Annotated in this window: 19 protein-coding genes; 8 read left to right on the forward strand and 11 right to left on the reverse strand. The window is 40.1% G+C overall.

All coding sequences use genetic code 11. The annotated features are described in order from the left end of the window. Positions 1–303: 303 nt before the first annotated feature. Together ruvA and V6R21_RS18065 are read right to left on the reverse strand one after the other, a co-directional pair. Positions 304–903: a Holliday junction branch migration protein RuvA gene (ruvA, locus tag V6R21_RS18060; RefSeq protein WP_334244986.1), complete on the reverse strand. Its 600-nt coding sequence runs from the start codon at positions 901–903 to the stop codon at positions 304–306. A gap of 162 nt (positions 904–1,065) precedes the next feature. Next, positions 1,066–2,142 (reverse strand): DUF4837 family protein, encoded by a 1,077-nt coding sequence (locus V6R21_RS18065; RefSeq protein WP_334244987.1) that lies wholly within the window; start codon positions 2,140–2,142, stop codon positions 1,066–1,068. 192 nt (positions 2,143–2,334) lie between these two features. On the opposite strand from V6R21_RS18065, the gene V6R21_RS18070 reads away from it, so the two are divergent. After that, positions 2,335–6,462, forward strand: a complete 4,128-nt coding sequence (locus V6R21_RS18070; protein WP_334244988.1) for a DUF445 family protein — start codon at positions 2,335–2,337, stop codon at positions 6,460–6,462. A 249-nt stretch (positions 6,463–6,711) separates the two neighbouring features. On the opposite strand, the gene V6R21_RS18075 is transcribed toward V6R21_RS18070, so the two are convergent. From V6R21_RS18075 to V6R21_RS18085, 3 genes are all read right to left on the reverse strand, one after another. Further along, positions 6,712–8,046 carry an ATP-dependent 6-phosphofructokinase gene (locus tag V6R21_RS18075; protein WP_334244989.1) on the reverse strand — a complete coding sequence of 445 codons (1,335 nt, stop codon included), beginning with the start codon at positions 8,044–8,046 and terminating at the stop codon, positions 6,712–6,714. 176 nt (positions 8,047–8,222) lie between these two features. Next, complete coding sequence (gene miaA, locus V6R21_RS18080) at positions 8,223–9,152, reverse strand: tRNA (adenosine(37)-N6)-dimethylallyltransferase MiaA (RefSeq protein WP_334244990.1); 930 nt, start codon at positions 9,150–9,152, stop codon at positions 8,223–8,225. A 68-nt stretch (positions 9,153–9,220) separates the two neighbouring features. Beyond that, positions 9,221–9,832: an SRPBCC family protein gene (locus V6R21_RS18085; RefSeq protein ID WP_334244991.1), complete on the reverse strand. Its 612-nt coding sequence runs from the start codon at positions 9,830–9,832 to the stop codon at positions 9,221–9,223. Between the two features lie 363 nt (positions 9,833–10,195). On the opposite strand from V6R21_RS18085, the gene V6R21_RS18090 reads away from it, so the two are divergent. The 3 genes from V6R21_RS18090 to V6R21_RS18100 all read left to right on the forward strand — a co-directional run bounded on the left by V6R21_RS18090 (position 10,196) and on the right by V6R21_RS18100 (position 15,396). Continuing rightward, on the forward strand, positions 10,196–12,586 hold the full coding sequence (locus tag V6R21_RS18090; protein WP_334244992.1) for an alpha-ketoacid dehydrogenase subunit alpha/beta: 2,391 nt from the start codon (positions 10,196–10,198) through the stop codon (positions 12,584–12,586). A gap of 464 nt (positions 12,587–13,050) precedes the next feature. Beyond that, positions 13,051–14,511 carry a hypothetical protein gene (locus V6R21_RS18095; protein ID WP_334244993.1) on the forward strand — a complete coding sequence of 487 codons (1,461 nt, stop codon included), beginning with the start codon at positions 13,051–13,053 and terminating at the stop codon, positions 14,509–14,511. A gap of 261 nt (positions 14,512–14,772) precedes the next feature. Further along, the gene (locus V6R21_RS18100) at positions 14,773–15,396 is read left to right on the forward strand and encodes a hypothetical protein (protein ID WP_334244994.1); all 624 of its coding nucleotides are present in this window, start codon (positions 14,773–14,775) and stop codon (positions 15,394–15,396) included. Positions 15,397–15,468: 72 nt separating this feature from the next. Here V6R21_RS18100 and deoD read toward each other — a convergent pair whose 3' ends face one another. The 4 genes from deoD to V6R21_RS18120 form a co-directional block, all read right to left on the reverse strand. Further along, on the reverse strand, positions 15,469–16,173 hold the full coding sequence (gene deoD / locus V6R21_RS18105) for a purine-nucleoside phosphorylase (RefSeq protein ID WP_334244995.1): 705 nt from the start codon (positions 16,171–16,173) through the stop codon (positions 15,469–15,471). Between the two features lie 70 nt (positions 16,174–16,243). Next, the gene (locus V6R21_RS18110; protein WP_334244996.1) at positions 16,244–17,392 is read right to left on the reverse strand and encodes a phosphopentomutase; all 1,149 of its coding nucleotides are present in this window, start codon (positions 17,390–17,392) and stop codon (positions 16,244–16,246) included. 31 nt (positions 17,393–17,423) lie between these two features. Continuing rightward, a complete protein-coding gene (gene deoC / locus V6R21_RS18115) occupies positions 17,424–18,089 on the reverse strand; it encodes a deoxyribose-phosphate aldolase (RefSeq protein WP_334244997.1) in 666 nt (221 codons plus the stop codon). Between the two features lie 121 nt (positions 18,090–18,210). Further along, positions 18,211–19,515, reverse strand: a complete 1,305-nt coding sequence (locus V6R21_RS18120; RefSeq protein ID WP_334244998.1) for a thymidine phosphorylase — start codon at positions 19,513–19,515, stop codon at positions 18,211–18,213. Positions 19,516–19,780: 265 nt separating this feature from the next. Here V6R21_RS18120 and V6R21_RS18125 point away from each other — a divergent pair, with 265 nt between their 5' ends. From V6R21_RS18125 to V6R21_RS18135, 3 genes are all read left to right on the forward strand, one after another. Further along, entirely contained in the window at positions 19,781–20,995 is a 1,215-nt protein-coding gene (locus tag V6R21_RS18125) for a C1 family peptidase (RefSeq protein WP_334244999.1), read from the forward strand. A 258-nt stretch (positions 20,996–21,253) separates the two neighbouring features. After that, positions 21,254–21,709, forward strand: a complete 456-nt coding sequence (locus tag V6R21_RS18130; protein ID WP_334245000.1) for a DUF4199 domain-containing protein — start codon at positions 21,254–21,256, stop codon at positions 21,707–21,709. Beyond that, positions 21,706–22,152 (forward strand): DMT family transporter, encoded by a 447-nt coding sequence (locus tag V6R21_RS18135; protein WP_334245001.1) that lies wholly within the window; start codon positions 21,706–21,708, stop codon positions 22,150–22,152. Before V6R21_RS18130 ends, V6R21_RS18135 begins: the two co-directional genes overlap by 4 nt. Before the next feature lie 75 nt (positions 22,153–22,227). Here the strand turns inward: V6R21_RS18135 and V6R21_RS18140 are convergent, their stop codons facing one another. Further along, on the reverse strand, positions 22,228–22,896 hold the full coding sequence (locus V6R21_RS18140) for a nitroreductase family protein (protein WP_334245002.1): 669 nt from the start codon (positions 22,894–22,896) through the stop codon (positions 22,228–22,230). Between the two features lie 227 nt (positions 22,897–23,123). On the opposite strand from V6R21_RS18140, the gene V6R21_RS18145 reads away from it, so the two are divergent. Next, positions 23,124–23,675: a ferritin gene (locus V6R21_RS18145; RefSeq protein ID WP_334245003.1), complete on the forward strand. Its 552-nt coding sequence runs from the start codon at positions 23,124–23,126 to the stop codon at positions 23,673–23,675. 19 nt (positions 23,676–23,694) lie between these two features. Here V6R21_RS18145 and V6R21_RS18150 read toward each other — a convergent pair whose 3' ends face one another. Beyond that, entirely contained in the window at positions 23,695–24,999 is a 1,305-nt protein-coding gene (locus V6R21_RS18150; protein WP_334245004.1) for a hypothetical protein, read from the reverse strand. Positions 25,000–25,031 lie beyond the last annotated feature (32 nt).

Consider the following 25,031-nt stretch of genomic DNA (forward strand, 5'->3'; position numbering starts at 1 on the left):
TTTGTAAAGTAGGCTCCTGAGTAGGAAGGTGGATTAACAATTCAGGTCAGACACCTCCCTGCTTTTGAGGTTATACATGTTTTTATTGTAAGAAAATCTACATTACCCAAACAGCGTGTAACCTTTCTCAATTAGGAAAAAGAGCAACAGTATTACATTCATACAATGTTCAAAATTGATTATTTCAATATGATCATTCCTTGAATATAACATTTAAGACTTAAGTATTGTATATTCTTGATACGTAAGTACCTCAAAAGCAGTAGAAATCTAATCCTATAGGCATCAATTATTTGAATATCACTAATTTTTTAAAGCAAGTTTGATCAACTGTTCTACACTTAACCCTGCACCATGTTTCTTCATAATGGTTTTCAAACTACGATCTGCCATCGGTTTTGAGAACCCAAGTTGCATCAGTGCCTCCAACGCTTCCTGTTTGTTTCGTTGATCATCAGAAGTCATACCAGCTACAGCCGCAACCTCTGCACCCTCAATTTCTAGTTTGCTTACCTTGTCCTTCAGCTCTATGATGACACGCTGGGCTGTTTTGGCTCCTACCCCTTTCACCGACTGGATTGTGGCTACATCGTCTGACTGTATCGCCTGTTTAATTTCAGCAGCCGAAAGCGACGAAAGAAAAGCCAATCCGGTTGATGGCCCAATTCCCGAAATACTGATCAGTAAAAGGAACAGGTCTTTCTCAGGTTTTTCAATGAAACCATAAAGCAGCTGCGCATCTTCTTTCACATAGAAATGGGTATGAAGCAAGCAACTTTCCTTGTCTCCGATCTTGGCATAGGTGCTAAGTGGAATATGCACTTCATATCCGATCCCCGCCACATCAATCACCGCATAAGTCGGTGACTTGACTACCAATTTACCGCTAATATAATTATACATAACTTACAAAAGTACAAAGTAAAAAGGGAGAAGGAAATAAATCCCTGACAATCAGTGCAGGTATTTTTTCTCTTCTCCGATTTATATAATCAAAATCTTTATTTAAACAGTCATATTCATAATATCGAGGGATTATCCAACGACAACCTCTCTTCGCAAGAATTAATCCACAGACTGCAACATCACCTGCATTTCACGCATGTATTCACGTTTTTTCTGCTGAGGGGCATACACAAAACCTTCAATATAGTAAAGCATGTCTCCGCCATCATTAACCATCACATAACTAACAAATGGTCCACCCATTGATATGTTATTGGTTTTCCAAAGTCCTTTAGCTTCTACAGCGTGATGTCCATCAAGCTCCATAGTCTTCGTTTTGACAGGAACCAGTTTTTCGGTCACTACAAATGACTCAGGATTATCAGGGTCTCCATATAGGTGTTCTTTTGCAATCTGGTTTCTCCAGTCAATGATACTATCAGGCGAGAATTGCTCCTGCGATGTATAAGGTTTTTTCGCAATGAAAATGTTTTTATCCACTTTCAGTTCAGGGTGTCTCAACCAGATAAAGTCATCAGTCTCTTTCGCCAATTGGAAACCTGGCATCAGCTCTAGCGATATTCCAGTCGCTTTCTTCAGCTTGTTCTTCATGGTCTTGTCATAAACACCCCCGATACTTCTCATCAGGTTTTTGTTTTCCAAGTCATTGAATACCGAAGCGATTTTTCGCTGGTTTTCAGGATTCTCCAAAAACTCAAGCATCAGATCTTCTGAAGGTGCAAAAAGCATGACCATTGCCTGACCTTTTGCATAGACATCTCTATTGACTTGCATAAAAGCCTTGCCTTTCTTGCTTACTTCTTTCAGGGCATCTTCTGAGAAAAACTGCTTCATTCTTTTGGTATCACTACTTTTGGAGTCAAGCGTAGTAACCATAACAACATTCCTTGCCTGTCTCAAGATACTTTCAAAACCTCCCGGTCTTACATGACTTATCGTAAACATCGGCTCGGGCTGCGGCAGAATATCCACAGTTTGTGCCAAAACACTATCATATACAATATCACCCAGCTTTCCTTTCCATTGAGCTGAGTCCATAATCAGGATCATTTCACCTGGTTTTCCTTTTGCTACTGGCAAATTCTTGCTACCCTCTTCTTTACTCTTGCTACATGCTGTAAAAACACATACCAAAGCCAGAAGGGAAACCATTATTATCTTTACATTGAATTTCATAAACTTCCTCAAGTTATTCTCCTAAAAACGATCTTCTAAATATCCACAACAGATCGGGTAACCTGTCAACAATATTAACCAAGTTCACAGAAAAGTTACAATTAAACCGTAAAATAATTATTGCTGTCCCTCTTTTGAGGGAAAATATTTGTATGTTGGCAAATCAACTCAAACGGTCAACCGCTAACATACATGTACTACTCATTTCTCCTCAAAATTTTTTCAGGTTCAATCGTTGGCTATACTACAAATGACCTCGCCTTAAGAATGCTATTTGAAAGAGTCGTTGGCATTCCCAGTGTAGTCGAGCAAACCAAAGATCAGTTTATCAAGAACATCAGTAAACTAGTCGAATCCGAAATCATCCGACATGACAATATTAAAGTAGAGCTTCAGAAACCTGCATTCAAGAATGCATTGGTCAAGATGTTTGAAGAGCTGATTCAACATAGCATTAGCGAACAGCTACCTGACGGAATGCTACTGAAAGATATTCCGGGCATTGAAGCCTCGTTCAACAACTTGCTCGGCACACTCTCAGATACAATTGAAAAACCTCTTTTTCATATCCTGAAAGACTTCACCAAACAAAATGTAATCGGTGAAGTAATCTCTCCTGAGCAAGCAGATGCTATGGCCCGAAAGGTCTATGAAGCCATGAAACTGACTGTACTGACTCCCGGTCTGGCTGAAGACTTTACCGAAAAACTTTGGAAAGAACTAAGCGATGAAAAACTGAGAACACTGCTTTCTGAAAAGCTTTTGGAAAACCTTAAATCCAATGCAAGCAAGATTTTCAAAGAGTTAAGTGTGGAACTACACCGCAACCACTACCCCCTAGACAGCCTACTCAGAAAGATTCTCCATCAACTAGAAATTGAAGGCCTGATGGGAAAAGTAGCTGACAGTGTTGCTCAAAAGCGAATCACCGAAATATTGGGTAGTGAGCAAGCCTCTTCTACAGCAAAAGAACTCATCAGCATATTCAAAACTTTGCTTGCTGACGAAAGTGCTGACAGCCCTATCAAGACACTGATAAGGATTGTTGTCGATGTCGTTAGTCAGGAGCAGACGACTATCTTTGAGTTACTTCCTGAGGATAGTCGCCACAACTTTGAACAATTCCTTAAAAGCAAACTCCCATACCTAATTGAGACTGTAATTTCTTGGATAAGGGATAACAAAGAAGAGATTGACGAAATCGTCAATGAAGCTTTTGAAAAAAATGCATCACTGGTAGGCAACTGGCTAATCAGCCTATTTATTGAAAGCGTCAGTGACCGTTTTAGGATTGTAGAAGAAATTGTAGCCATCACCCGAAAGCAGCAGGAAGGCATTCACTCCAAATCCATTGCCAAAAAAGGTGCTGAAGAGATTATCAAGTTTCTGAAAAACAATAGTATCAGTAACCTTTTTGCTGGAATTGATCGAGAGAAAATTGTAGACGTCCTTTTTAAGTCACTCCAACAGGTAGCAGACGACAAGCTACTCAATACAGAAAATGAGGCATTTGAGAAATTCTTCGACCAACAAATCGGGAGTATCTGGCCCGCTAAACGAAGGGTTAATGACTTACAGGAAGTGCTAAACTACCTCTTGGATGAAGATCTGCTCAAGGAGTTCCTTAAAAGTGACAAGGCCATTGACCGTGCTGAAGAGATTCTGGTCAATAAGATCAATGAACTCAAAGAGATCAGTATTTCTAAAATTGTATCTCCTGAGTTACTTACTCAAAACATTGGTAACCTAAGGTATACACTTGAGGATGCACTTATAAAAAACAGATCCAGAGGTGAAGAACTACTCAAACAAATGGTTGAAGAACGTCTCAGGTCCAATACTTGGGACTTGTATGTCAAGGATACGCAACTTGAGAAAATTGTTCCTGAGTTAGCCGACAAGATCGTTGAAACTGTACAGAGAGAGTTCAAGCATGTAATTGAATACCCTTTACAGAACATTACTGATTTTGTTGCCCAACAAGAAAACCTTCCTTACAAACTCACTGAAGAGTTAGCTGGGTTTACTGACCGTAACCTGAATAAGCTGATGGAAGGACAGGTAAGCTCATTGGTTAAGGAAAACCTAGAAAAGAAACATAAAGACCTGCCTACCATGGTAAAGGGGTTTATGGGTAAAAACATGAAACCCATCACCTACTTTGGTGCTTTTCTGGGAGCAATCGCAGGTGGGCTTACAGCACTGCTTCCTGAAGGAGACATGACCACCAACACCATGATAGCAGGAGCTGTGGTTTATGGAATCACTGGGTTGGGCACTAACTGGATTGCGATCAAGATGGTGTTCAGACCCTACCGAGAAAAAATGCTATTCGGTATCAGAATTCCTTTTACACCTGGTATCATGACCAAAAACAAGGAAAATTTTGCTGAACAGATGGGCAAATTTGTAGGCAAAGAACTCCTCAATCAACAGACTGTAGGTGAAGGAATGCACAAAAAGCTGCAAGCCATCAGACCTGTCATTGCCGAACGAGCCTCCAAGCATAACTTTGCACTGATCAATAGGATTGTACTCAGTGACCGTAATACCATCACAAAAGCAATGTCCAAGCAGGTTGTACAGCAGTTTTACAAAAAAAGAGACTTACTATCCAGACAGGTCTTCAATTTTATCGAAAACAAGGAAAAACAGCTGATTGGGGAGCAGTTTTCGGACTTGCAAGACTCATTTGCCAAACTAACTGAGCACCCAAACTTTTACAGAGGCTTGTCTTCTTTTGTTACAGAAAGAATCCAACAGCTCTTACATCAGGATGCACTTCTTAGAGACCTTATTCCTCCTCAACTGCTGGAATATATTTTCACTGGTATAGACAGTGTACTTGAAAAGCAATTAGACAAGGCTTATCAATGGGTGGAAGATGAAAAGTCTATTGAGAAAATAAATAAAGTCCTCCTTGAAAAAATGGAAGGATACAGGGAATACACCCTTTATGACATCCCTTTATTCAGAGACAGAAAAACACAGATTAAAGAAAAGTTATGGAACTTATCACAGGATAAACTTCAACATGGAGAGCTCAAGGACATGATGTTTGAGTTCATTGACAAACAACTACTGAAGTTTATACACCCTGAACAGAAACTGTCAGAGACTTTTGACGGAAAAGCATTTAAAGTACTTGAGAATAACATTGGCTTGCTGGTCAGTCATATCATCACCTCATTCTGTCAGCATTTAAGTCAAAATAAGGAGCAGTATGCTGATCAGGTATACCAAACGGCGCTAAAAAGGAATAAACTGGTTTTCCTTTACGAAGGAACAATTCGAAATGCCACCACTGACCTGCTTCAAAACAGTGTTCCCTTGTTCTTTGAACAGAAGGCTCCTGAGCTGCATCCTCTCCTTGCCTCTACCTTAAAAGAGATTGGGGATACCACCACTGTAGGGGAAATAGGCTTTGACCTTAACAAAGACAAGCTGAAGCAAACTGTTGAGGAAATCCTATCCAATAAGCGTATTCTACTTTCACTTCAAAAAGTCTTGTACAATGTAGTAGATGAGCTATTCAGAATCCCTGTTAAGCGGTTGTTGGATTTAGGAAATCTGAACGAGAAAAAGGTTTATAGCCACTTGGCAACGACATTAGAACCTGAAGCCAAAGTCATTAGAGAGCACCTATACGAGCAGCTTTACACCCAACACAAAAATAAAGTAGTGCTGTCTGAAATTTCTGTATTGGTCAAAGGTATTGTAAGCGACTTGCTACTTGACAAGAAATGGGGTAGCCTGACTGAAGGCATGACTGAAAAAGAGATGAAACAATCCATCAGGTTTACGGTTGATGCCCTGCTCCGGACGAATGCTTTCAAGCAAAGTAAAGCCACAATAGTGAAAAGCCTCCTTAAAACTGCAGAGTCAAAAGGAATTGATGCACTCGTAGACAGGCAGCTTTTGGAGCGAGACATTCAGAATGGCATCAGGTTTATGCTGGCTGACAAGAACAATATCACTACGCTCAAACGTGAAATCAGAACCATCTGTAATTATATTCTCGATGGCTTGAACAACAATCTCACACCCGAACTAAAAGGTTATGTACTTGACAAGCTGCTAAATGCGACCATGGCAGCTTCTGAGCAGCATATCAGTACCATTGTCAACAGTATTAACTTCAGGGAAATTGTCGTGAATGAGATCAGCCTGATGGATTCCAAGAAAATTGAAGACCTTTTCTATGGGTTTGCTGATGTTTATTTCAACAGGCTTATCATCTATGGTTTTATTCTCGGTTGGCCTTTAGGATTGGTGATTGATGTTGGACTAACGATGTTCATACAACGAATCACATCTTGATATTTCCATTTGTTAATGTTACTGAACGAAAATAAACCTCCATTCACCCATATGCATACTTTGTTAGCCGAAAAAATCAGCACGTTTACCGATGAAAACTTACCTTTGAGCGTAGCTTTTTAAAATATCAGTTACATGATATTCAAGCAGGATATTAAGGATTATTTGGTTTAATTGTTAAAACTAAAAGCACGGTAGCTTCTACCGTGCTTTTGTTATTTATAGACCATTATATATGTAATCAGAATCTTACTTCATGTTCATTGGCTGACCTGTCGATTCCAACACACTCCACCACAACTCACCATTTACATCGATCTTCTTTCTTGTTTTTGTCGCTACAGGAATTGGCAAGTATGTAAAGACATTGTTCCATCGTCCTACTACAAACCCCGTTTTCCCTGCCATTGCACCATGAATCGCATTCATCGCCAATGAAGTACAGAAAATGCTATCAGAAGGATTCGCTGGTTCAGAACGAATAATGTAAGACGGGTCAATATATTTCACCGTAGCTTCCATTCCCTGTTCCTTGAAGAATGCTCCAATCTCATCTTTCAGCAACAGTCCAATATCCTTGTGCTTGATATTTCCTGATGCATCTTTCACTACATCACCTCCAGTAAACAGGTTTTGCCCTGCACCTTCAGCCACAACTACCAGTGCATGGTTGCGTTCCATTACACGTTGCTTCAGCGAATTCAAGAAGCCATTCTCACCTTTCAGCTCAAACTCATTTTCAGGAACCAACACAAAGTTTACATCTGGCATAGCAAGTGCCGCAGTTGCTGCAATAAAGCCTGAGTCACGACCCATCAGCTTAACAATCGCAATACCATTGTACGCTCCTGTCGCTTCGTTGTGTGCATCTCTCAAAATTGGAGCAGCAGTGGTGAATGCCGTTTCAAAACCAAATGTCTTCTGAATAAAGTTGACATCATTGTCAATGGTTTTAGGCAAACCAGCCAATGCAATCTTAAGCCCTCTTCTTTCTATTTCTTCAGCGATCACGTAGTTACCAGCCAATGTACCATCGCCACCAATCGTAAAGAGCATATTAATATTGTTGCGCTCAAGGGTGTCAACCATCATACTGATATCCTGACGACCTCTAGACGAGCCCAAAATTGACCCACCAAAGAGGTGAATATCTTTTACAACTTCAGGAGTCAGGTTGATAAACTTGTGACCATACTCAGGGTTCAATCCCTGATAACCGTAAGGAATACCAACGATGTTTTTCACACCGTATCGGTAATAAAGGCCCATCACAAGACTTCGGATAACGTTATTCAACCCCGGGCACAACCCACCACAAGTAACAATGGCAGCTTTAGTATTGGCAGGATTGAAAAATAAGTCCTTCCTTGGTCCCGCCTTCTCGAATGAAATAGGCTCATTACCTGATTCCATTGCTTTTTTGAACGATTCAAGGCTAGCGTCATAGAGTACACGCTGATCGTCTTTAACAAACTCCTTTACGATTTCCGTACCGGAATATGATTTGTAAAGTGGAGATTCAACCTTGGTTTCACCCAAGGATTCCACGTAAAAGTCTTCTATTTTGAAACTGTTAATGTCCATTGTATTGCAACTTTACCCGGATGTTTTCTAGTATAGATAGTTAATTAGTTTTCAATTTTAAGGCGAACACAAATTTGGCAGAATTGTCTCAGTAAAATAATGATATAGATTACCTAAAAAGAACAAACTGCATTCACTCTGAAATAGAACAATTTAAAGACAAAAATAGTTATGAACTAACTTTTGTCTTTATTTTCAAGCCACATGACTGCTTTTTTGATTTTTTCTTCCATTGATAATCTTGTATCCAGCCAATGAATCTCACTGCCATCCCGCTCCATTTTTCTAAACCAAGTCATTTGTCTTTTTGCAAACTGATGGATGGAAGTTTCTAACTTCTTTTTCATTTCCTCATAACTCATTTCCCCTTGCAGGTAAAGCGTTATGAATTTGTACTCAAGTCCATAGAATATCAGGTCTTCAGCATCAACTGTTGTAAGCAACTCCTCCACTTCATTGACCATTCCTTCTTGGAATCTTTGTTCGAGCCTCTTAGAGATTTTCTTTCTCCTAACTTCCCTTTCGATCTCCATTCCTATCACTAAAGCGGAAAGTTGTGGTTTTTCTGTCGTAGTTTCCTCTATTTCGGGATGTGCTTTCAGGTAAGTGGCTACTTCAATAGCTCTCAAGGTTCGTTTTCTATGCTTCCTATCAGTATAATATGAAGGTGCCCCAAGTTTATCCAGCAAGCTTAACAGTTCATTCAGTGATTTGTCTTCCAAAGATTCCCTCAAGTCTTCATCAACAGGTACAGCTTTCAATTCATAATCATTGAGTACCGCCTCAATGTACATACCTGTTCCCCCGCAAAGGATTGGCATTAATCCTCTTGAATGTATCTCCTTATAGACACGCCAAAAGTCTTCTACAAATTCACTTACATTGTACTTATAGCCCGGATCATGGATATCTATCAGATGAACAGGGACCTGCTTTCCATTAACTGTATAGTCCTGATAGTCTTTACCTGTTCCTATATTCATTTTTTTGTAAACCTGTCGGGAATCGGCACTGATGATCTCCCCTCCTATCCGCTCAGCAAGTTGCGCCGCAAACGCTGTCTTACCACTTGCAGTAGGCCCTGTTACTACTATCAGATTGGTCATGAATGGCTTATCTTTAATTGTAAAATTTCAGGATTCTATTTATTCGGCACAAAAATGGCGAACCCCACTTATTCCTGCAAGACCTTATCCATATCATGCAATGTTGTATAGAGACCATGTGCTACGATAGGCTGTGCTATCCAAGGAGGTAACCCGTAAGCGTGTGAGGCTACAGTATAAGTAAGCACTGAACTTTGCTCATCAAGGCTTTTAGCCGCCCAACTGGCATCCATATGTACAATACGGGCTTTGTTCTTTTCTTCTGGGATATGGTTAGGAACTGCATCCATTTTTATAAATGCACTATCCGGAGATTGATAAAACACCCTATTGTAAGAAACCAAGTCTTTATTGTCAAAAGGCCATGGAATTTCTATTTCTGTGTAAGTATACCAACTGCTATCAGCTTCCTGATCGATAGTCTTGAACGCTACAGCTCTATTGATCCATTTTGTACCCAACTCATCGTTCTGAATCAGGTCAACAATCTCTTTTACAGAGACTTTAGTTACCATCTCAGCCTTATACTCCCGATGCCCGTCACTTTTAACTCTATACCAGACTTTTATCTCTCCTTTCTCCTTGATTAATTGCCAATCTTTGACATTATTTTGACTGATTTTTGGGAAGAATATGAACCAAGCAGCCAACATTACGTAATAAATATTGTAAATATTCATTTTTGATTAATTTACACTTCATTCAAATCAAACCTAACTTTCCACCCACACACAAAACATTATTTCCAATAAACAGTCATTCGTAAAATATTTAGACGAATATGACTTGTTTTTTAGCGTTAAATAAAATTTTATTTTAAAAACGTAAGTATTACACCTTTAAAAGATATTGCGTAACTTACAATTACCAATATTCTTATCTGTCAAATTGTAAAAATGGAAAATTTTCCTTTTCAGGGCATTGTGACCTGAATTTAATTAATAGGATTTTTTCTCTATTTTGCGAAAGATTTGGGAGAGTCCCAGCACAAGAAATGACGATTTTATTCACCAATTATATCTCATAAAGTGGAAGTAAAAGACATGATATATACGCCAACTTTCGTAAAGGAAGAGGTTCTCAATGATCTGCGTATTGCTTTGGAGAGCCGCCACGCAAGCTACATGGGTAGAAAGGAAGTGTTCATGGGAAAAGCCAAGTTTGGCATTTTCGGTGACGGTAAAGAAGTAGCTCAAATTGCAATGGCAAAAGCCTTTAAGAACGGTGATTTCAGGTCAGGCTACTACAGGGATCAGACTTTCATGTTTGCCATTGGTGAGCTTACACTTGAAGCGTTCTTCGCTCAACTGTATGCCCATACTGATGTAGAAGCAGATCCTTCGAGTGCTGGACGTTGTATGAACTCTCACTTCTCTACGCGAAGTCTCAACGAGGATGGTTCTTGGAAAAACCTGATGGAGCAGAAAAACTCCAGCTCAGACATCTCTCCTACTGCTGGACAGATGCCAAGACTGGTAGGTTTGGCTTATGCTTCAAAACTATATAGAGAAAATAAAGATCTGCACCAATTTACGCAGTTCTCAAATAAAGGTAATGAAATTGCATTCGGTACGATTGGTAACGCATCTTCTGCTGAAGGACTTTTCTTTGAGTCTATCAATGCAGCAGGTGTACTGAAAGTTCCTATGCTAATGTCAGTTTGGGATGATGGCTACGGTATTTCTGTACCAAACAGCTACCAAATGACTAAAGACAATGTCTCTGAGGTATTGAAAGGTTTCCAAAGAGAAGAAGGTAGCAATGGTTACGAGATTATCCGTGCTAGAGGTTGGAACTACACAGAGCTGATTCAGGCATATCTTACTGCTGAGAAAGTATGTCGTGACGAACATGTACCAGTACTGTTGCACGTACAGGAAGTAACACAACCTCAAGGTCACTCTACTTCTGGATCTCACGAGCGCTACAAGACAAAAGAGCGTTTGGAATGGGAAGCAGCACACGATTGTGTACTTCAGTTTAAGAAGTGGGTGATTGAAGAAGGCTTCGCTACTGAAGAAGAGATTGAAAGCATCGAAAAAGCGGCCATTGATCGTGTGAAACAAGCTCGTAAGAATGCTTGGGATGCATTTGTAAAATCAATGAAAGCTGAGCATAACGAAGCACTTGACCTGCTCAAGAGAGTTGCCAAGTCTATGCCTGAGAAAGCGGTATTGGTGTCATTGGCGAATGAGTTGGAAAAAACACTCAACCCAATCAGAATGGATGCTGTAAAGGCTGTTCGTAAGGCTTTGAGAGAGCTTCGTTTTGACAATGCGCCTATCAAATCAGAATTACAGAACTGGTTGACTAAGTCCCTTGAAGAAAACAAGGAACGTTTTAGCTCTTACCTTTACAGTGAGTCTGAGGAGTCTGCCATGAATATTGAGGCAATCACTCCTGAATATGATGACAACAGCCCAATGGTAGATGGCCGTGAGGTAATGCAGGCTTGTTTTGATGACATCCTGAGCCGTGACCCACGTGTTTTTGCTATCGGTGAGGATGTTGGTAGAATCGGTGACGTAAACCAAGGATTTGCTGGACTTCAGGAAAAACATGGTGAGCTGAGAGTGACTGATACAGGTATCCGTGAAGCAACCATCATCGGACAAGGTATCGGTGCTGCACTGAGAGGCTTGAGACCTATCACAGAAATCCAGTACCTTGACTATATATACTACGCTGTACAGACATTGGCTGATGACTTGGCTTGTCTACAATACAGAACTAAAGGCGGTCAGAAAGCTCCTTTGATTATCCGTACAAGAGGACACAGACTGGAAGGTGTATGGCACTCCGGTTCACCGATCGGTATGTTGCTAAACAGCTTGAGAGGTATTTATGTATTGGTGCCAAGAAACATGACTAAAGCAGCAGGTTTCTACAACACCATGCTTAAATCTGACGATCCGGCTCTGATCATTGAATGTCTGAATGGATACAGACTGAAGGAAAAAATGCCTAAGAATATCGGAGAGATCACAACTCCTCTTGGACAGCCTGAAGTAATCCGTGAAGGATCAGATATTACAGTAGTTACTTATGGTTCAATGTGTAGAATCGTGATGGATGCAGCTGAGCAACTATCTAAAGTAGGCATCAACATTGAAGTAATTGACGTTCAGTCACTGATTCCTTTTGACATTGACCACAGCATTGTTGAGTCAATCAAGAAAACTAATCGTGTCATCTTTGCTGATGAGGACGTACCAGGTGGTGCTACTGCCTTCATGATGCAGAAAGTGGTGGATGAGCAGGATGCATACCGTTGGTTAGACTCAAAACCAGTATGTATTGCGGCTAAAGAACACCGTCCTGCATATGCTTCAGATGGAGATTACTTCTCTAAGCCAAATGCTGAGGACATCTTCGATGCAGCTTATGAACTGATGAGCGAGTCAGACCCTAAGACTTTCCCAGCACTTTACTAATTGAGCATTTAGTCTTACAGACTTAAAAATATACGCCCCTGCCATTCAATATGTGCAGGGGCTTTTTTTTTAGGTCAAATTCCTAAATAACGTAAGTTTTGGATTTGCAGAACCATTATTACGTCCTTTTAGGGTAAGATATTGGATACATCGTGTCGATGGGATAATCGCGCATGCAACAACCATCGCTATTAGATAAAGCCCTTTCAGTGCAAAAATCCTGAAGGGACAAAATATATCAGCGATGGACTTTAGTCCTTCGCCATGCAAATGATATTTTCAGCCCTGAAAGGACGGTATTATCCGTAATCCACGTTAAATACTAATCCTCTATTCCGCTTTAAATCAACTTTGTCGCCTCTTTACAATGTCTTGTCTCCCATTATTAGGCAATTTTAAAATGCGAATAATTTATCAACCACTTTTTTGACTCACCCATTATACACTCATACTTAACTAAAACCATGAAAACCAAATCCCTAATGCTTTTGGCTGTCTTGTTATTGGGTATATATGCCTGTAACAATTCTGACGACCCTAACCCCGATCAAGGATCACTTTCCCTCTCGTTTGTAAACCATGCACAAAACAACTCAAGAATTGCAGAAGTGGTCAACTTCTATAATTTCTGGGAACATTTGGACCCTACCCTAAAGGATCGCCCACTTGTAATGCATTACAGCTTAGAGAAAGTAACAAGCTGCGACAGTGAAACCTTTATTGAAAAGAAATGGTACAGCAAGTCGGTAAAAGTTTACAATGGTAAAATCATTGCCTCCGAAATACAGAAACTTGATGCAGGAGAATGGAGACTTACCAACTTATTAATCACAGTAGAACTGGAAGATGGAGAAGAAAATACGATAGCAGGTGCTATTTCCATCTCAGGTAAGTTTTACAAACCTATTTTTGCCAAGCCAACCATTGAAGACGAAGTCGCCAACCTGCTTTTCTTAGACGTTGCCCCAACATGTATCAGCATTCAAGCCCGCACCATCAATGAACAAAGAATATTGGTTTACTGGGTAGGTGAAATCAATTACAGCTTTGATTTTGGCATGTCAGGATATGAAGTTGGACTCCAAAAAATGTTGGATATTCAAATCAGTACACAATACTATGATTGTGGTTCCGAGGGGTGGAATAGTGTGCTTCCAGTACAGACAGGCTTCTCCGTTTACGGAGTTTTGGATAACTATGGTACAATAACAGCCGATCCATTACCATTTGTTTACCTCAATGCAGATGGCTCTTTGTACACTGAAGGTACTTCAACAGAGAATACTTACCTAAGAATCAAATACGCCGACAATATCATTGGGATTCAAGTACAATATGAGATGGAAGGAAAGACTTCCATACAGTCCAATGCCATTTATATCAACGAACTGGATAGTTATACAGAAGTATTCCTGAACTCACCTGAAGACTGTACATCTGGAAGTTCCGATTGTTTAATCTGTAATGAAGAAGGGCTTATTGCAGCTGCAGATGCTTCTTTAGGTGATGGTGTTCATGCCAATGTTGTTGGATGGGTAGACAATAGTGGCTTAGGACTCAGCAACAAGCTAGTGGTAGAAATCAACAACAATACAAGTAACGAGAACATCATTGCACTATGCTCAGGAACAGGAACTTCAGAAACAGACGGAATTGTCGCCAAGGCTATGGATCCATATACCAAAATCACAATCTGTATTGACTTGACTCCTGAGTTATTATCGGAAGGCCTGTACTTAAGACATGAGACAAAAACTACTTTAGGTGGCGGATTGCTTGGCGGAATTATAGGTAGCCTACTTGACTTCCTTGATGACGTCCTTACTTCCTTACTAGGTGACTTAGTCAATATCATTGAGTGTTTGACACCTGGGTTTGACCTTAACTCAACAGAAGGACAAGATTTGAAAAAAGACGCTTGTTAAAAACGTTCTTTCATTCTAAAGTTCATCACTTAAGACAGCCTCAATTCAGTTTTACTAATCCAGCTGTAGTCTACTATCCCTCTTTTGGATGATCAATGAACTTAAGCTTAAAAGTACAACTCTATATGGGCTGTCTTTTTTTGTAGAAGAAATTTGAACCTTACATGTCTTGTCTTTCAAATAGTTGATGTGCTACAACTACATTTTGACGAACCCGTTTTGAGATAATATGATTTTTTCTATCACTCAAAACCCTACTTTATGAAAACAAGATTATCACTAGCCTTAACCTTGTGCTTCCTTATTCTGATTTCCTCTGCTTCATTTGCGAAAAAGTTTTTACCTGCAACACTTTTCTACAAAGACGGACATACCACAAAAGGATTTGCCAAACTTCCTGACCATGGAAACAAAGGCATAAAATTCAAACCTTCAGAGGATGGTAAGAAAATTATGGTTATGGGAGAGGAACTTGAAAAGGTTGCTTTCCATTTTGAAGATGGAACTTTAGAAATGGAGCAACAGAAAGTAAAATCCTACGTGCGCAAGAATAAGGTCTATGGGCCTTATTGGATGTTTGTATTAGAGAGAGGTCCAGCTACCCTTTACTCCTACAAAAAAGAAGATACCCGAAGTGGCACTTCTGTTATTCCAGGCTCTACATTTTACACTTGTTTCAGGAATGGAGAACCACACACTACTGTGATCGCAGAAGAAACGCATGCTACCTTTAATTTTGGGGAGGACAAGTGGTTTATCAAACAGGCAAGTAAATATTTTGAAGACTACCCCAAGCTTTGTGAGGACTTGAAAGCTAAAAAACACAAGAAGGATGATTTCCAGAAAGTTGTTCAAGTGTATAACAGCTGGAAAGCTAATAAATAGCATAGTAAAAAGAGAAAACAAAAAGACCTTGCTTCCAATAAAGCAAGGTCTTTCTGTTTTACAGGTATACGCTTAAGAAATGGCCACTTCCAAAGCAATCTCCATCATTTCAGTAAATGAGTTCTGACGCTCTTCTGAAGTTGTTTCCTCTGAAGTCACCAAGCTATCACTTACAGTAAGTATCGTCATTGCTTTAGCTCTCAGTTTGCTTGCAATTGAATACAATGCTGTTGTCTCCATTTCTACAGCCAACACACCGTACTTTGCCCAACGCTTCCACTCATCTGGATCATCCCCATAAAAAACATCGGAAGAAAGGATATTTCCTACGTGTGGCTTAATTCCTTTTTCTGTAGCCGTTTCATATGCCTTCATCAGCATTCCGAAATCAGCTGTTGGTGCAAAGTCCATTCCCCTGAATGCATTCTTGTTCAGTGACGAATCCGTTGAAGCTGACATTGCAAATACAATATCCCTAATTTTCACATGAGGCTGGAAAGAGCCACAGCTCCCTACTCTAATCAGTTTCCTTACACCAAACTCAGTAATTAGCTCGTGGGCATAAATTCCAATTGAAGGAATTCCCATACCTGACCCTTGAACCGAGATACGGTGTCCTTTATATGTTCCAGTAAAACCCAACATGCCTCTTACATTGTTGTATTGCACTGGGTTTTCAAGATAGTTTTCAGCTATAAACTTTGCTCTCAAAGGATCTCCTGGCATCAGTACAACTTCTGCGATGTCTCCAGGATTCGCTCCAATATGTATACTCATCTCTATGAAGATTTTTAGTAAAAGTAATTCAAGTTAAAATAGATAAAAGGGCATTTAACAGCAGCGATTATCAGACAATATGGTCGGCAAAGCTGCCTGCTTTTTTCTCACCAAGAAGCAACTCCCCTACAGTATCTGCTATATCCTTAAATGATTGTCTGAAACCAATATCTACAGGCTTTACTTTAGGTCCAGCAACAATAATCGGGATATGTTCCCTCGTATGGTCTGTTCCTTTAAATATAGGGTCATTGCCATGGTCTGCTGTAATGATCATCAAATCATCTTCCTTCATGGCTGCCAATAGCTCTGGAAGCCTTGCATCAAATTCTTCCAAGGCATCACGGTAGCCTATCACATCCCTTCTGTGGCCAAAGTGCATATCAAAATCCACCAGATTGGTAAAAATCAACCCTTTATTATCCTGTTTTAGGTAATTGATGGTTGCATCTACCCCTTCCATATTGTTTTTGGTACGAGTACTTTGTGTAATGCCCTTACCATCAAAAATGTCAGAAATTTTCCCTACTCCCATTACTTCCTGTCCAGCCGCCTTTAGGTCATCCAATACGGTGTGGTCAGGTTGTAAAGAATAGTCATGACGATTGGAAGTACGAACATATGCACCACTTTCTCCCACAAAAGGTCGAGCAATTACACGCCCAACATCTGTCATTTCACGGGCAATCTGACAATAACGGTAAAGTTCTTCCAACGGCACCACTTCTTCGTGAGCCGCAATCTGAAACACCGAATCCGCAGAGGTATAAACAATCAGGCTTCCTGTCTTCACATGCTCATCACCCAACTCCTGAATAATGGCAGTTCCAGATGCAACCTTGTTACCAATAGTACCTCTACCTGTTTTTTGTTCAAACTCCTTTATGATAGATTCAGGAAAACCATCAGGGTATGTTGGGAATGCTTGCTCCAATACCTGACCGGCAATCTCCCAATGTCCAGTGGTTGTATCCTTTCCTTTTGATACCTCTTTCGCCTTGCCATATGCACCTGTAGGTATTTGCGCAGGAAGAACGGTTTTCAGCTTGGCAATATTTCCAAGTCCTAAAGCTGCCATATTTGGCACACTCAGCCCTGCAGCTACAGAAATATGCCCAAGGGTATTAGCCCCAAGATCATCATAATCTGCGGCATCCTCAGCAAACCCAATACCTACACTATCCAAAACGATTAGTGCAATTCTATTGATCTTACTCATATTCCTAATTTCAATTTCTAAATATTGCTACCTAGTAGCTTCCTTCCCCAGCATTTTCACCTTTTACGATCTTGATACCGCTACTGGTACCCAATCGCTGTACTCCCATATCGATATACTTCTTGGCAGTCTCAGCATCTCTTACTCCACCTGAAGCTTTTACTTTCGCTTTTCCAGCTACAGTATCCAACATCAGCTGTACATCCTCGTAAGTAGCACCACCTGTACCAAAACCAGTAGAAGTTTTCACAAAGTCCGCTTTTGCTTTTATCGAAAGCTCACAAGCCAACTTCTTCTCCTCATCAGTCAGGTAACATGTCTCGATAATTACCTTCAGTACATAGTCACCAATTGCTTCCTTGATCTGACGGATTTCCTCAAATACATATTCAGACTTGCCTGATTTAAGCATCCCAACGTTGATCACCATGTCAATCTCTTCTGCTCCATTGGCAACAGCTTGCTTGGCTTCAAATACTTTGGAAGCAGTATCCATTTGCCCTAGCGGAAAACCTACTACTGAACAAACTTTCACTTGAGAGCCTGCCAGTTCCTGTTTCGCCAATTTGACATATCCTGAATTGACACAAACAGAGAAGAACTCATACTCTTTGGCTTCTGTACAAAGTTTCTTTACGTCTTCTTCGGTAGCATAAGCAAAAAGTACAGTATGGTCGATATATTTATTCAAATTCATCTTCTTAATTATTTTGTTGAATGGTTTATCATTACCCGATCATAATTTCTACACTTCAGGTAATTCCTAACCCAAACAATTAACACTTATCAATATACAGCTTTAAAGTAAAGCTAAACGGCTATTTCAAAATCTCTTTTATCACAAGTGGCGTAGAGGTCTCATGTGGTTCCACTTTGTAAGCTCCAAGTATCATCTTGTTAGCGCTATCTACATGTTCCATATCATTGTAATAGATTGTAGCCAAAGACTCTCCTGTCTGCACTGTATCACCAACTTTCTTTCTCAAAACAACTCCCACTCCATGATCAATGACATCATCTTTTGTAGCTCGCCCTGCACCTAAAATCATCGCAGCCTTACCAATATCTTCTGCCATGATTCGGTGTATATACCCTTCTTTCATGCTCACTACTTCTCTAGTCTCCCTTCCGATCGGCAACCTAGTATAGTCATTGACGATCTTCTCATCACCGCCGCATGCCTTGATAAAAGCTTTTAGATTGTCCAAAACCACATCTGAATTGATCATGTCGTTGGCTTTTTCAATCCCTTCTTCCAAGGTCTTAACATCTTTCTTCATCAAAAGGGCAATACCCGCCAAAGTCACTACCAGTTCAGTGAAATCTTCAGGACCCAATCCTTTCAATGTTTCAATCGCCTCAATCACTTCCAGACTATTCCCAACAGCATTCCCTAATGGCTGATCCATATTGGAAAGCACTACCATAATATTCCGGTCGAATCGCTTGCCAATTCTCAGCATGGTATCCGCCAGTTTCTTTGCCTGATCAATGTCTTTCATAAAGGCGCCATTTCCCACCTTTACGTCCAGTATAATGCCGTCAGCGTGTACTGCCAGCTTCTTACTCATAATACTGCTGGCTATCAACGGAATACTTGGTACCGTACCTGTAACATCGCGTAAAGCATACAGCTGCTTATCCAATGGCACGATTGAATCTGAATAGCCCATGATTCCGATTCCTGTACTGTTGACTACATTTACCAACTCTTCTCTTGTTTGAGGAAAGCTAAAGCCAGCAATGGACTCAAACTTATCAATTGTACCACCTGTGTGCCCCAAGCCTTTACCTGACAGTTTTGCCGTTCCAATACCAAAAGCAGAAAGTAGAGGAGCCAAGGCAATACTGGTCTTATCTCCCACACCACCTGTGCTATGCTTGTCAATCAGGAACCTGTTAATGCCAGCAAAATCAATCAAGTCACCCGAATTCATCATAACATCAGTGAATTCAAATAACTCTTCATCATTCATCCCATTGAAATACACTGCCATCAGAAATGCTGACAGCTGGTAATCAGGAACATCTCCTGACAAATAGTTTTCGAGCAAGAACCTGATTTCAGCATCTGAAAGTGGTTGCTTATCTCTTTTCTTTTGAATTATATCTACAACTCTCATGGATATATGTGGTTGTCGTTGTGTCTGAAAGATTTTAGTCACGAAAATAGATGTGGGCAGCAATATAATTTTCGCCAAATGCAATGTTACTAAAACTTCATTTCGTGTAAAATGATTTTTCCTTTCAAAACTCATCTTGAAAAGCAAAGTTTTTCATTATCAGCACTCTATTTATTGTTAACAATTCCACATGAACATATATGTGTTTTATCCTATTTGAAATGAAAATATTACATTGCAGCATTGTTAACCAAATAACATATTCATGACTAAGAAAGAACTCGTTAAAAAAATTGCTGTAGCAGCATTTGCTACAGGACTAACATTTGGGGCAGCACATGCGCAGGAAGAGGTCAAATTAACTAACAATGAGGGAAGTGAATACCAGTTTAATGTGGTAAAGTCTTTGGATGCGACAGCTGTCAAAAACCAAGGACGTTCCGGTACTTGCTGGAGCTTCTCAACGCTTTCTTTCTTCGAAACTGAAATGGAAAGAATGGGCAAAGAGAAAATCGATCTCTCTCCCATGTTCGTGGTAAGACATACCTACCCTGATAAAGCTGAAAAATATATACGCATGCACGGCAACCTGAACTTTGGTGCAGGTGGAGCCTTCCACGATGTGGCATATGTGATCAAAAATTACGGTATTGTTCCATTTGACGTATACACTGGTCTTGACGAAAATGCCAAGCGTTATGACCATATGGAAATGGATGATGTACTGAAAGGCATTGTGGATGCTGTTGTAAAGCAAAAGCAACCTTCTACCTATTGGAGAAATGCAGTTGAAGGAACACTGGACTCATACGTAGGAGCACTTCCTGAAAAATTTGAGTACAATGGCAAGGAATATACACCTGAGTCATTTGCCAAGGAAGTTGGACTGAACATGGATGACTATGTTTCGATCACTTCATATACACATCACCCTTTCTATAACCAATTTGCACTGGAAGTGCCTGACAACTGGATGGGACTGCAGTCTTACAACCTGCCACTAGACGAAATGATGCAGGTAATGGACAATGCCCTGATGAATGGTTACTCAATAGCCTGGGGTGCTGACGTTTCTGAAAAAGGATTTAACTACCGTGCAGGTTTGGCTATCATGCCTGAGGATGCCAACACATTGAGCGTTCAAGGAAAAGATAGCAAATACTTCAACGATGCTGGGGCCCAAAAATATGGCGAAGCATTTATCCACCCTGTAAAGGAAAAGGAAATCACTCAGGAGATGCGTCAGGAAGCATTTGACAACTTCCAAACTACTGATGACCATGGAATGCACATTGTGGGTATTGCCAAAGACCAAAAAGGAACTAAGTACTACATCGTGAAAAACTCTTGGGGCAAGTCAAACTACTGTGATGGCTACTTCTATGCTTCAGAAGCTTACACTAAGTACAAGACCATGAACTTTATGGTTCACAGGGATGCAATTCCTAAAGAACTGAAGAAAAAACTTGGAATCAAGTAATTTCAAGTCAAGATAAAGCAGAACGCACCTCATTAATTTCAATGATTAATGAGGTGTTTTTTTATTTCCCGAACTCCAAAGGTTACTTCACCTCCCCTGAACTTATTCTTCTTTAAGTCCAATAGAGATTCAGATCAAGACCTATCGTTTTTATACTCAAATTTGTATTTTAGATACAAACACTAACTTGCTGTACAAGCATATCAACGCGACAACTGATAACCCGATCAAAACACTAACTCACCAACCCAAAAACTTATGTCAGACAACAAAATTGAATGGAAGCATGGCCTGCTGATGGCTTTCTGCTTGATTTGCTATTTCCTTGGAATGAAATGGGCGGGATTTTTTGAAAGAATGGAACTCCGCATCTTTAACTTTATCATTCACCTGATATATGTACTAAAAGCAGTACGAGAATACCGAAAAAAATATCCTGAACACTTTAATTATTTCAATGGCTTTATTGTAGGCATTCTTACCACAGCCATAGGCGTGTTATGTTTTGCTTTTTTCCTGTTCATTTATTTTAACTTGCAGCCTGACGACATGTCACAGCTAAGAGAAAAAGCCTCTCACGGAAGTTACCTGACTCCCCTTTCACTTTCAATTATCATCGTAATGGAAGGGCTTGGCACAGGTATAGTCATTTCCTACATCGTGATGAGGTATGTAGGAAGATTAAAGAAACGAAAAGTACTTGTAACAAAATGAACTGGATTTTTTATACCGCGTCCATCATCATTGGTGGATTACTGGCTACACAAGTTTCCATCAACAACGCCATCAAACAGGACTTGGGACATCCGCTAATGGCTGCTATCACCAACTTTACCGTTGGCGTAATTTGCCTGCTAATTTTCACCTTTGGCTCAGGCAACAGCCAATACCTATCTAATTTCGGAAGTATTGGTGAAATCAGTTGGTGGAAGTTTTTGGGAGGAATGCTTGGGGCAATCTTTGTTACTTCCAGTGTAATCATTGGACCAAAGATTGGGTTAGCCGCTTTCTTTACTTTGATTATTGCTGGCCAGTTGATTATCGGGATGCTCTATGACCATATCGGTTTCCTTGGCTTACCCGAACAATCTATCTCCATTCAAAAAGTTATTGGTGGATGCTTACTGGTGGCAGGCGCCTATATGATGAACAGGTAATACCTGATAAATGAAATAACAAGCAGCCAAAACAGGATGATGTTTATGGCTGCTTGTTTTTTGTAAAAATGAAGGTTAGTAATAAACAATTACTTCATCTTCTTGTTTTCTCGTAAGGTCTGGAACTGTAACACCCGCTGAAGGGTACCCTACAGGAATCAACAAGTAAGGTCTTTCGTTTTCGGGGCGATCCAATATTTTCTGAAGAAAGTTCATCGGACTAGGTGTATGGGTAAGTGAGACTAGCCCTGCTTGATGAATTGCTGTCAACAGCATTCCTGCTGATAAGCCTACAGACTCATTCACATAATAGTTGTTTCGCTTTTTACCATCTTGGTCTAGCTCATACACTCGCTTGAAGATGATAATCAGGCACGGGGCTACCTCCAAAAATGGCTTATGCCAATCAGTCCCGAGTGGTTCCAGATCTTTCAGCCATTGATCTGACATTCTGTTGTGGTAGCTTTCGTACTCTTCTTCTTCAGCAGCTTTCCTGATTTGCTTTTTAATTTCAGGGTCAGTCACCACACAATAAGTCCAAGGTTGTTTGTGAGCACCTGAAGGAGCCGTTGATGCTGCCATGATAATATCTCTGATGATAGCATCAGGGATAGGCTTGTCAGAAAATTCACGGATACTTCTCCGTTGATCCATATACGCTCTAAATGCCGCTACACGGCTTTGCATCTCCTCTTCACTAAACTGCTGAGGGGTATAAGGAATGAATGTGTTGTCAGTAGTCATAGTAGCATGTTTTTGGTAGTAAAAAGTTCAAAAGAATATATCAGTAACAAATGTCCAATATCGTTACTTTATGTCGTTGATTTTGTCATTATTAGATCATCTATCAATTTTGACAAACACATCTCAAAAACATAATGTTGGTAAAATGGATCATTTTACTTTCTGAATACAACTTGAAAATTATTATTTTTTCGAAATTTCAAACAAAACTCCATAAATAAGTAAACATGAAACAAGTTAAGAGGTTAAAGACTTCACTAGCAAAAGAAGTAGAAGAAATGCTGAACAATCAAGTGAAGATGGAGGATGAGTCTTCTCAGTTTTACTTGTCTTGTGCATCATGGTGTGAGAAAGAAGGTTTTCAACAATCAGCCAACTTTCTTTACGGACACGCTGAAGAGGAAAGAGGTCACATGCTGAAGATCTTTAAATATATCAATACTGTTGGCGGACATGCATTGGCTGCTGATATTCCACCAGTACGTCATTCATTTAACTCGTTGAGAGAAATCTTTGAAAACGTATTGGAACACGAAGTAAAAGTAACCAAGTCGATCAATGAACTGGTAGACTACTGCTTCCAACACAAAGATTGGGGTACATTCCAGTTCCTGCAATGGTTTGTAGAAGAGCAACGTGAAGAGGAAGATTTGGCAAGAAGAGTGATTGATGTATTTGACATCATCGGAGAAGACAGCCCTCAAGGTATGTGGTTGATTGACCAAGAAATTGGAAGACTGGGATCAGCAGACGGAGAATCAGAAGAAGAAGCTATTTAATATAACAGCAGTAACCCTCTCATACTTTTGAGAGGGTTTTTTCTTGTAATATTTTCTTAGAGGCTGTTTTCGGTAGCAATTCGACCAAAACTATAAATAGCAGAAACGGGGAAAACCCTGCCTTATACCGTGCCAATGTTCCAATATTTGGGGCTGCTATTGCCAGCAGTGGTGTCATAAGCAAGATATATAGCAGGCCACTCAACATCAAAAACCTGTACTGATCACAAACTTTGAACTTGGTTAGACGCAATGCTGCCAATACCAGCACTGCTGCAAGCAAAATGTTTTCAATACTTGCCACTTTCTTCAGCCAGTTTCCTTCTTCCCATATATAAGGTCTGAAGGTTCCCTCCAAATAGGCTTTGGGCAAATTTTTCAAAATGGACACAACACTCGGTGAAAGATCATGGTATATAATCAGGTTTTCCTTGTTTGGTGTACTCCTACTCATGGTTTCCGTATTCTCGACCAATACACCCAAGAAATTTTCCAACTGTAGATTGACATGTAACTTGGTTGACATAAACAGCACCAAAAAATAAATCCCTACCAGCAGTACCATTCCTCTTTTTTCTGGAAAAGAAAATTTCCCATTCAACCACGTTGTTAGCGCCAAAGCCATCATCGCAGGAAGGTACCCACCCAGATAATAATACTTCAGCTTAAAGATGATGTAGGTAAGAAAGATCGTCAATAGCACTTTTGGAGCCGATAGCTTCCACTTCCCTTCTCTAAACCCTAATACCCACGGTACTAGAATCGCTGTCAGACCTCCTATCGCACCCAAAAGCACACTTTCTTTCAAAATACCACTACTCCAGAAGACAAATGATGGAAAGTAAAAAAAGGCTATAGCAGCAGCATTAGATGCTCCTTTTACTGTATGGGCAAGCATATTCGCACAAAACCAAATTCCTGCGAACCCAAAAAGGCTAAAATAAACACTAGTTATCCAATAGTTGCCATTAGTCAGAAAGTTTACAGCACTGATATATTTGGCAAAACGTATGGCACGAGGGTTATTATTACTCAAAAGTGCCGTAATATCTTGCGGCTCATAATAGTCTCGGCTGAATAAGAATTCTACATACCTTGAAAAATCAGCTACAGCGATATGTCTCAATACTTCTCCATCCTTAAAAAGTACCAGGGTATCTCCATAACCATAGTAATACTGATAAATCAGCCCTACAGCCAAACCTGCTGCCACCTTTACTACCAACGATAGGAAAAAGTGCCTTTCCAATGGCATTCCTTTGCTCTTCTGCCACAATCCATAAACCAATAGGGCAATTAAGATAGCATTTCCAAAAAAAATCATAATCCCTTCCAAAAGGCTATATTTTTAGCTTT

Source organism: Limibacter armeniacum (assembly GCF_036880985.1).
Lineage (GTDB): Bacteria > Bacteroidota > Bacteroidia > Cytophagales > Flammeovirgaceae > Limibacter > Limibacter armeniacum.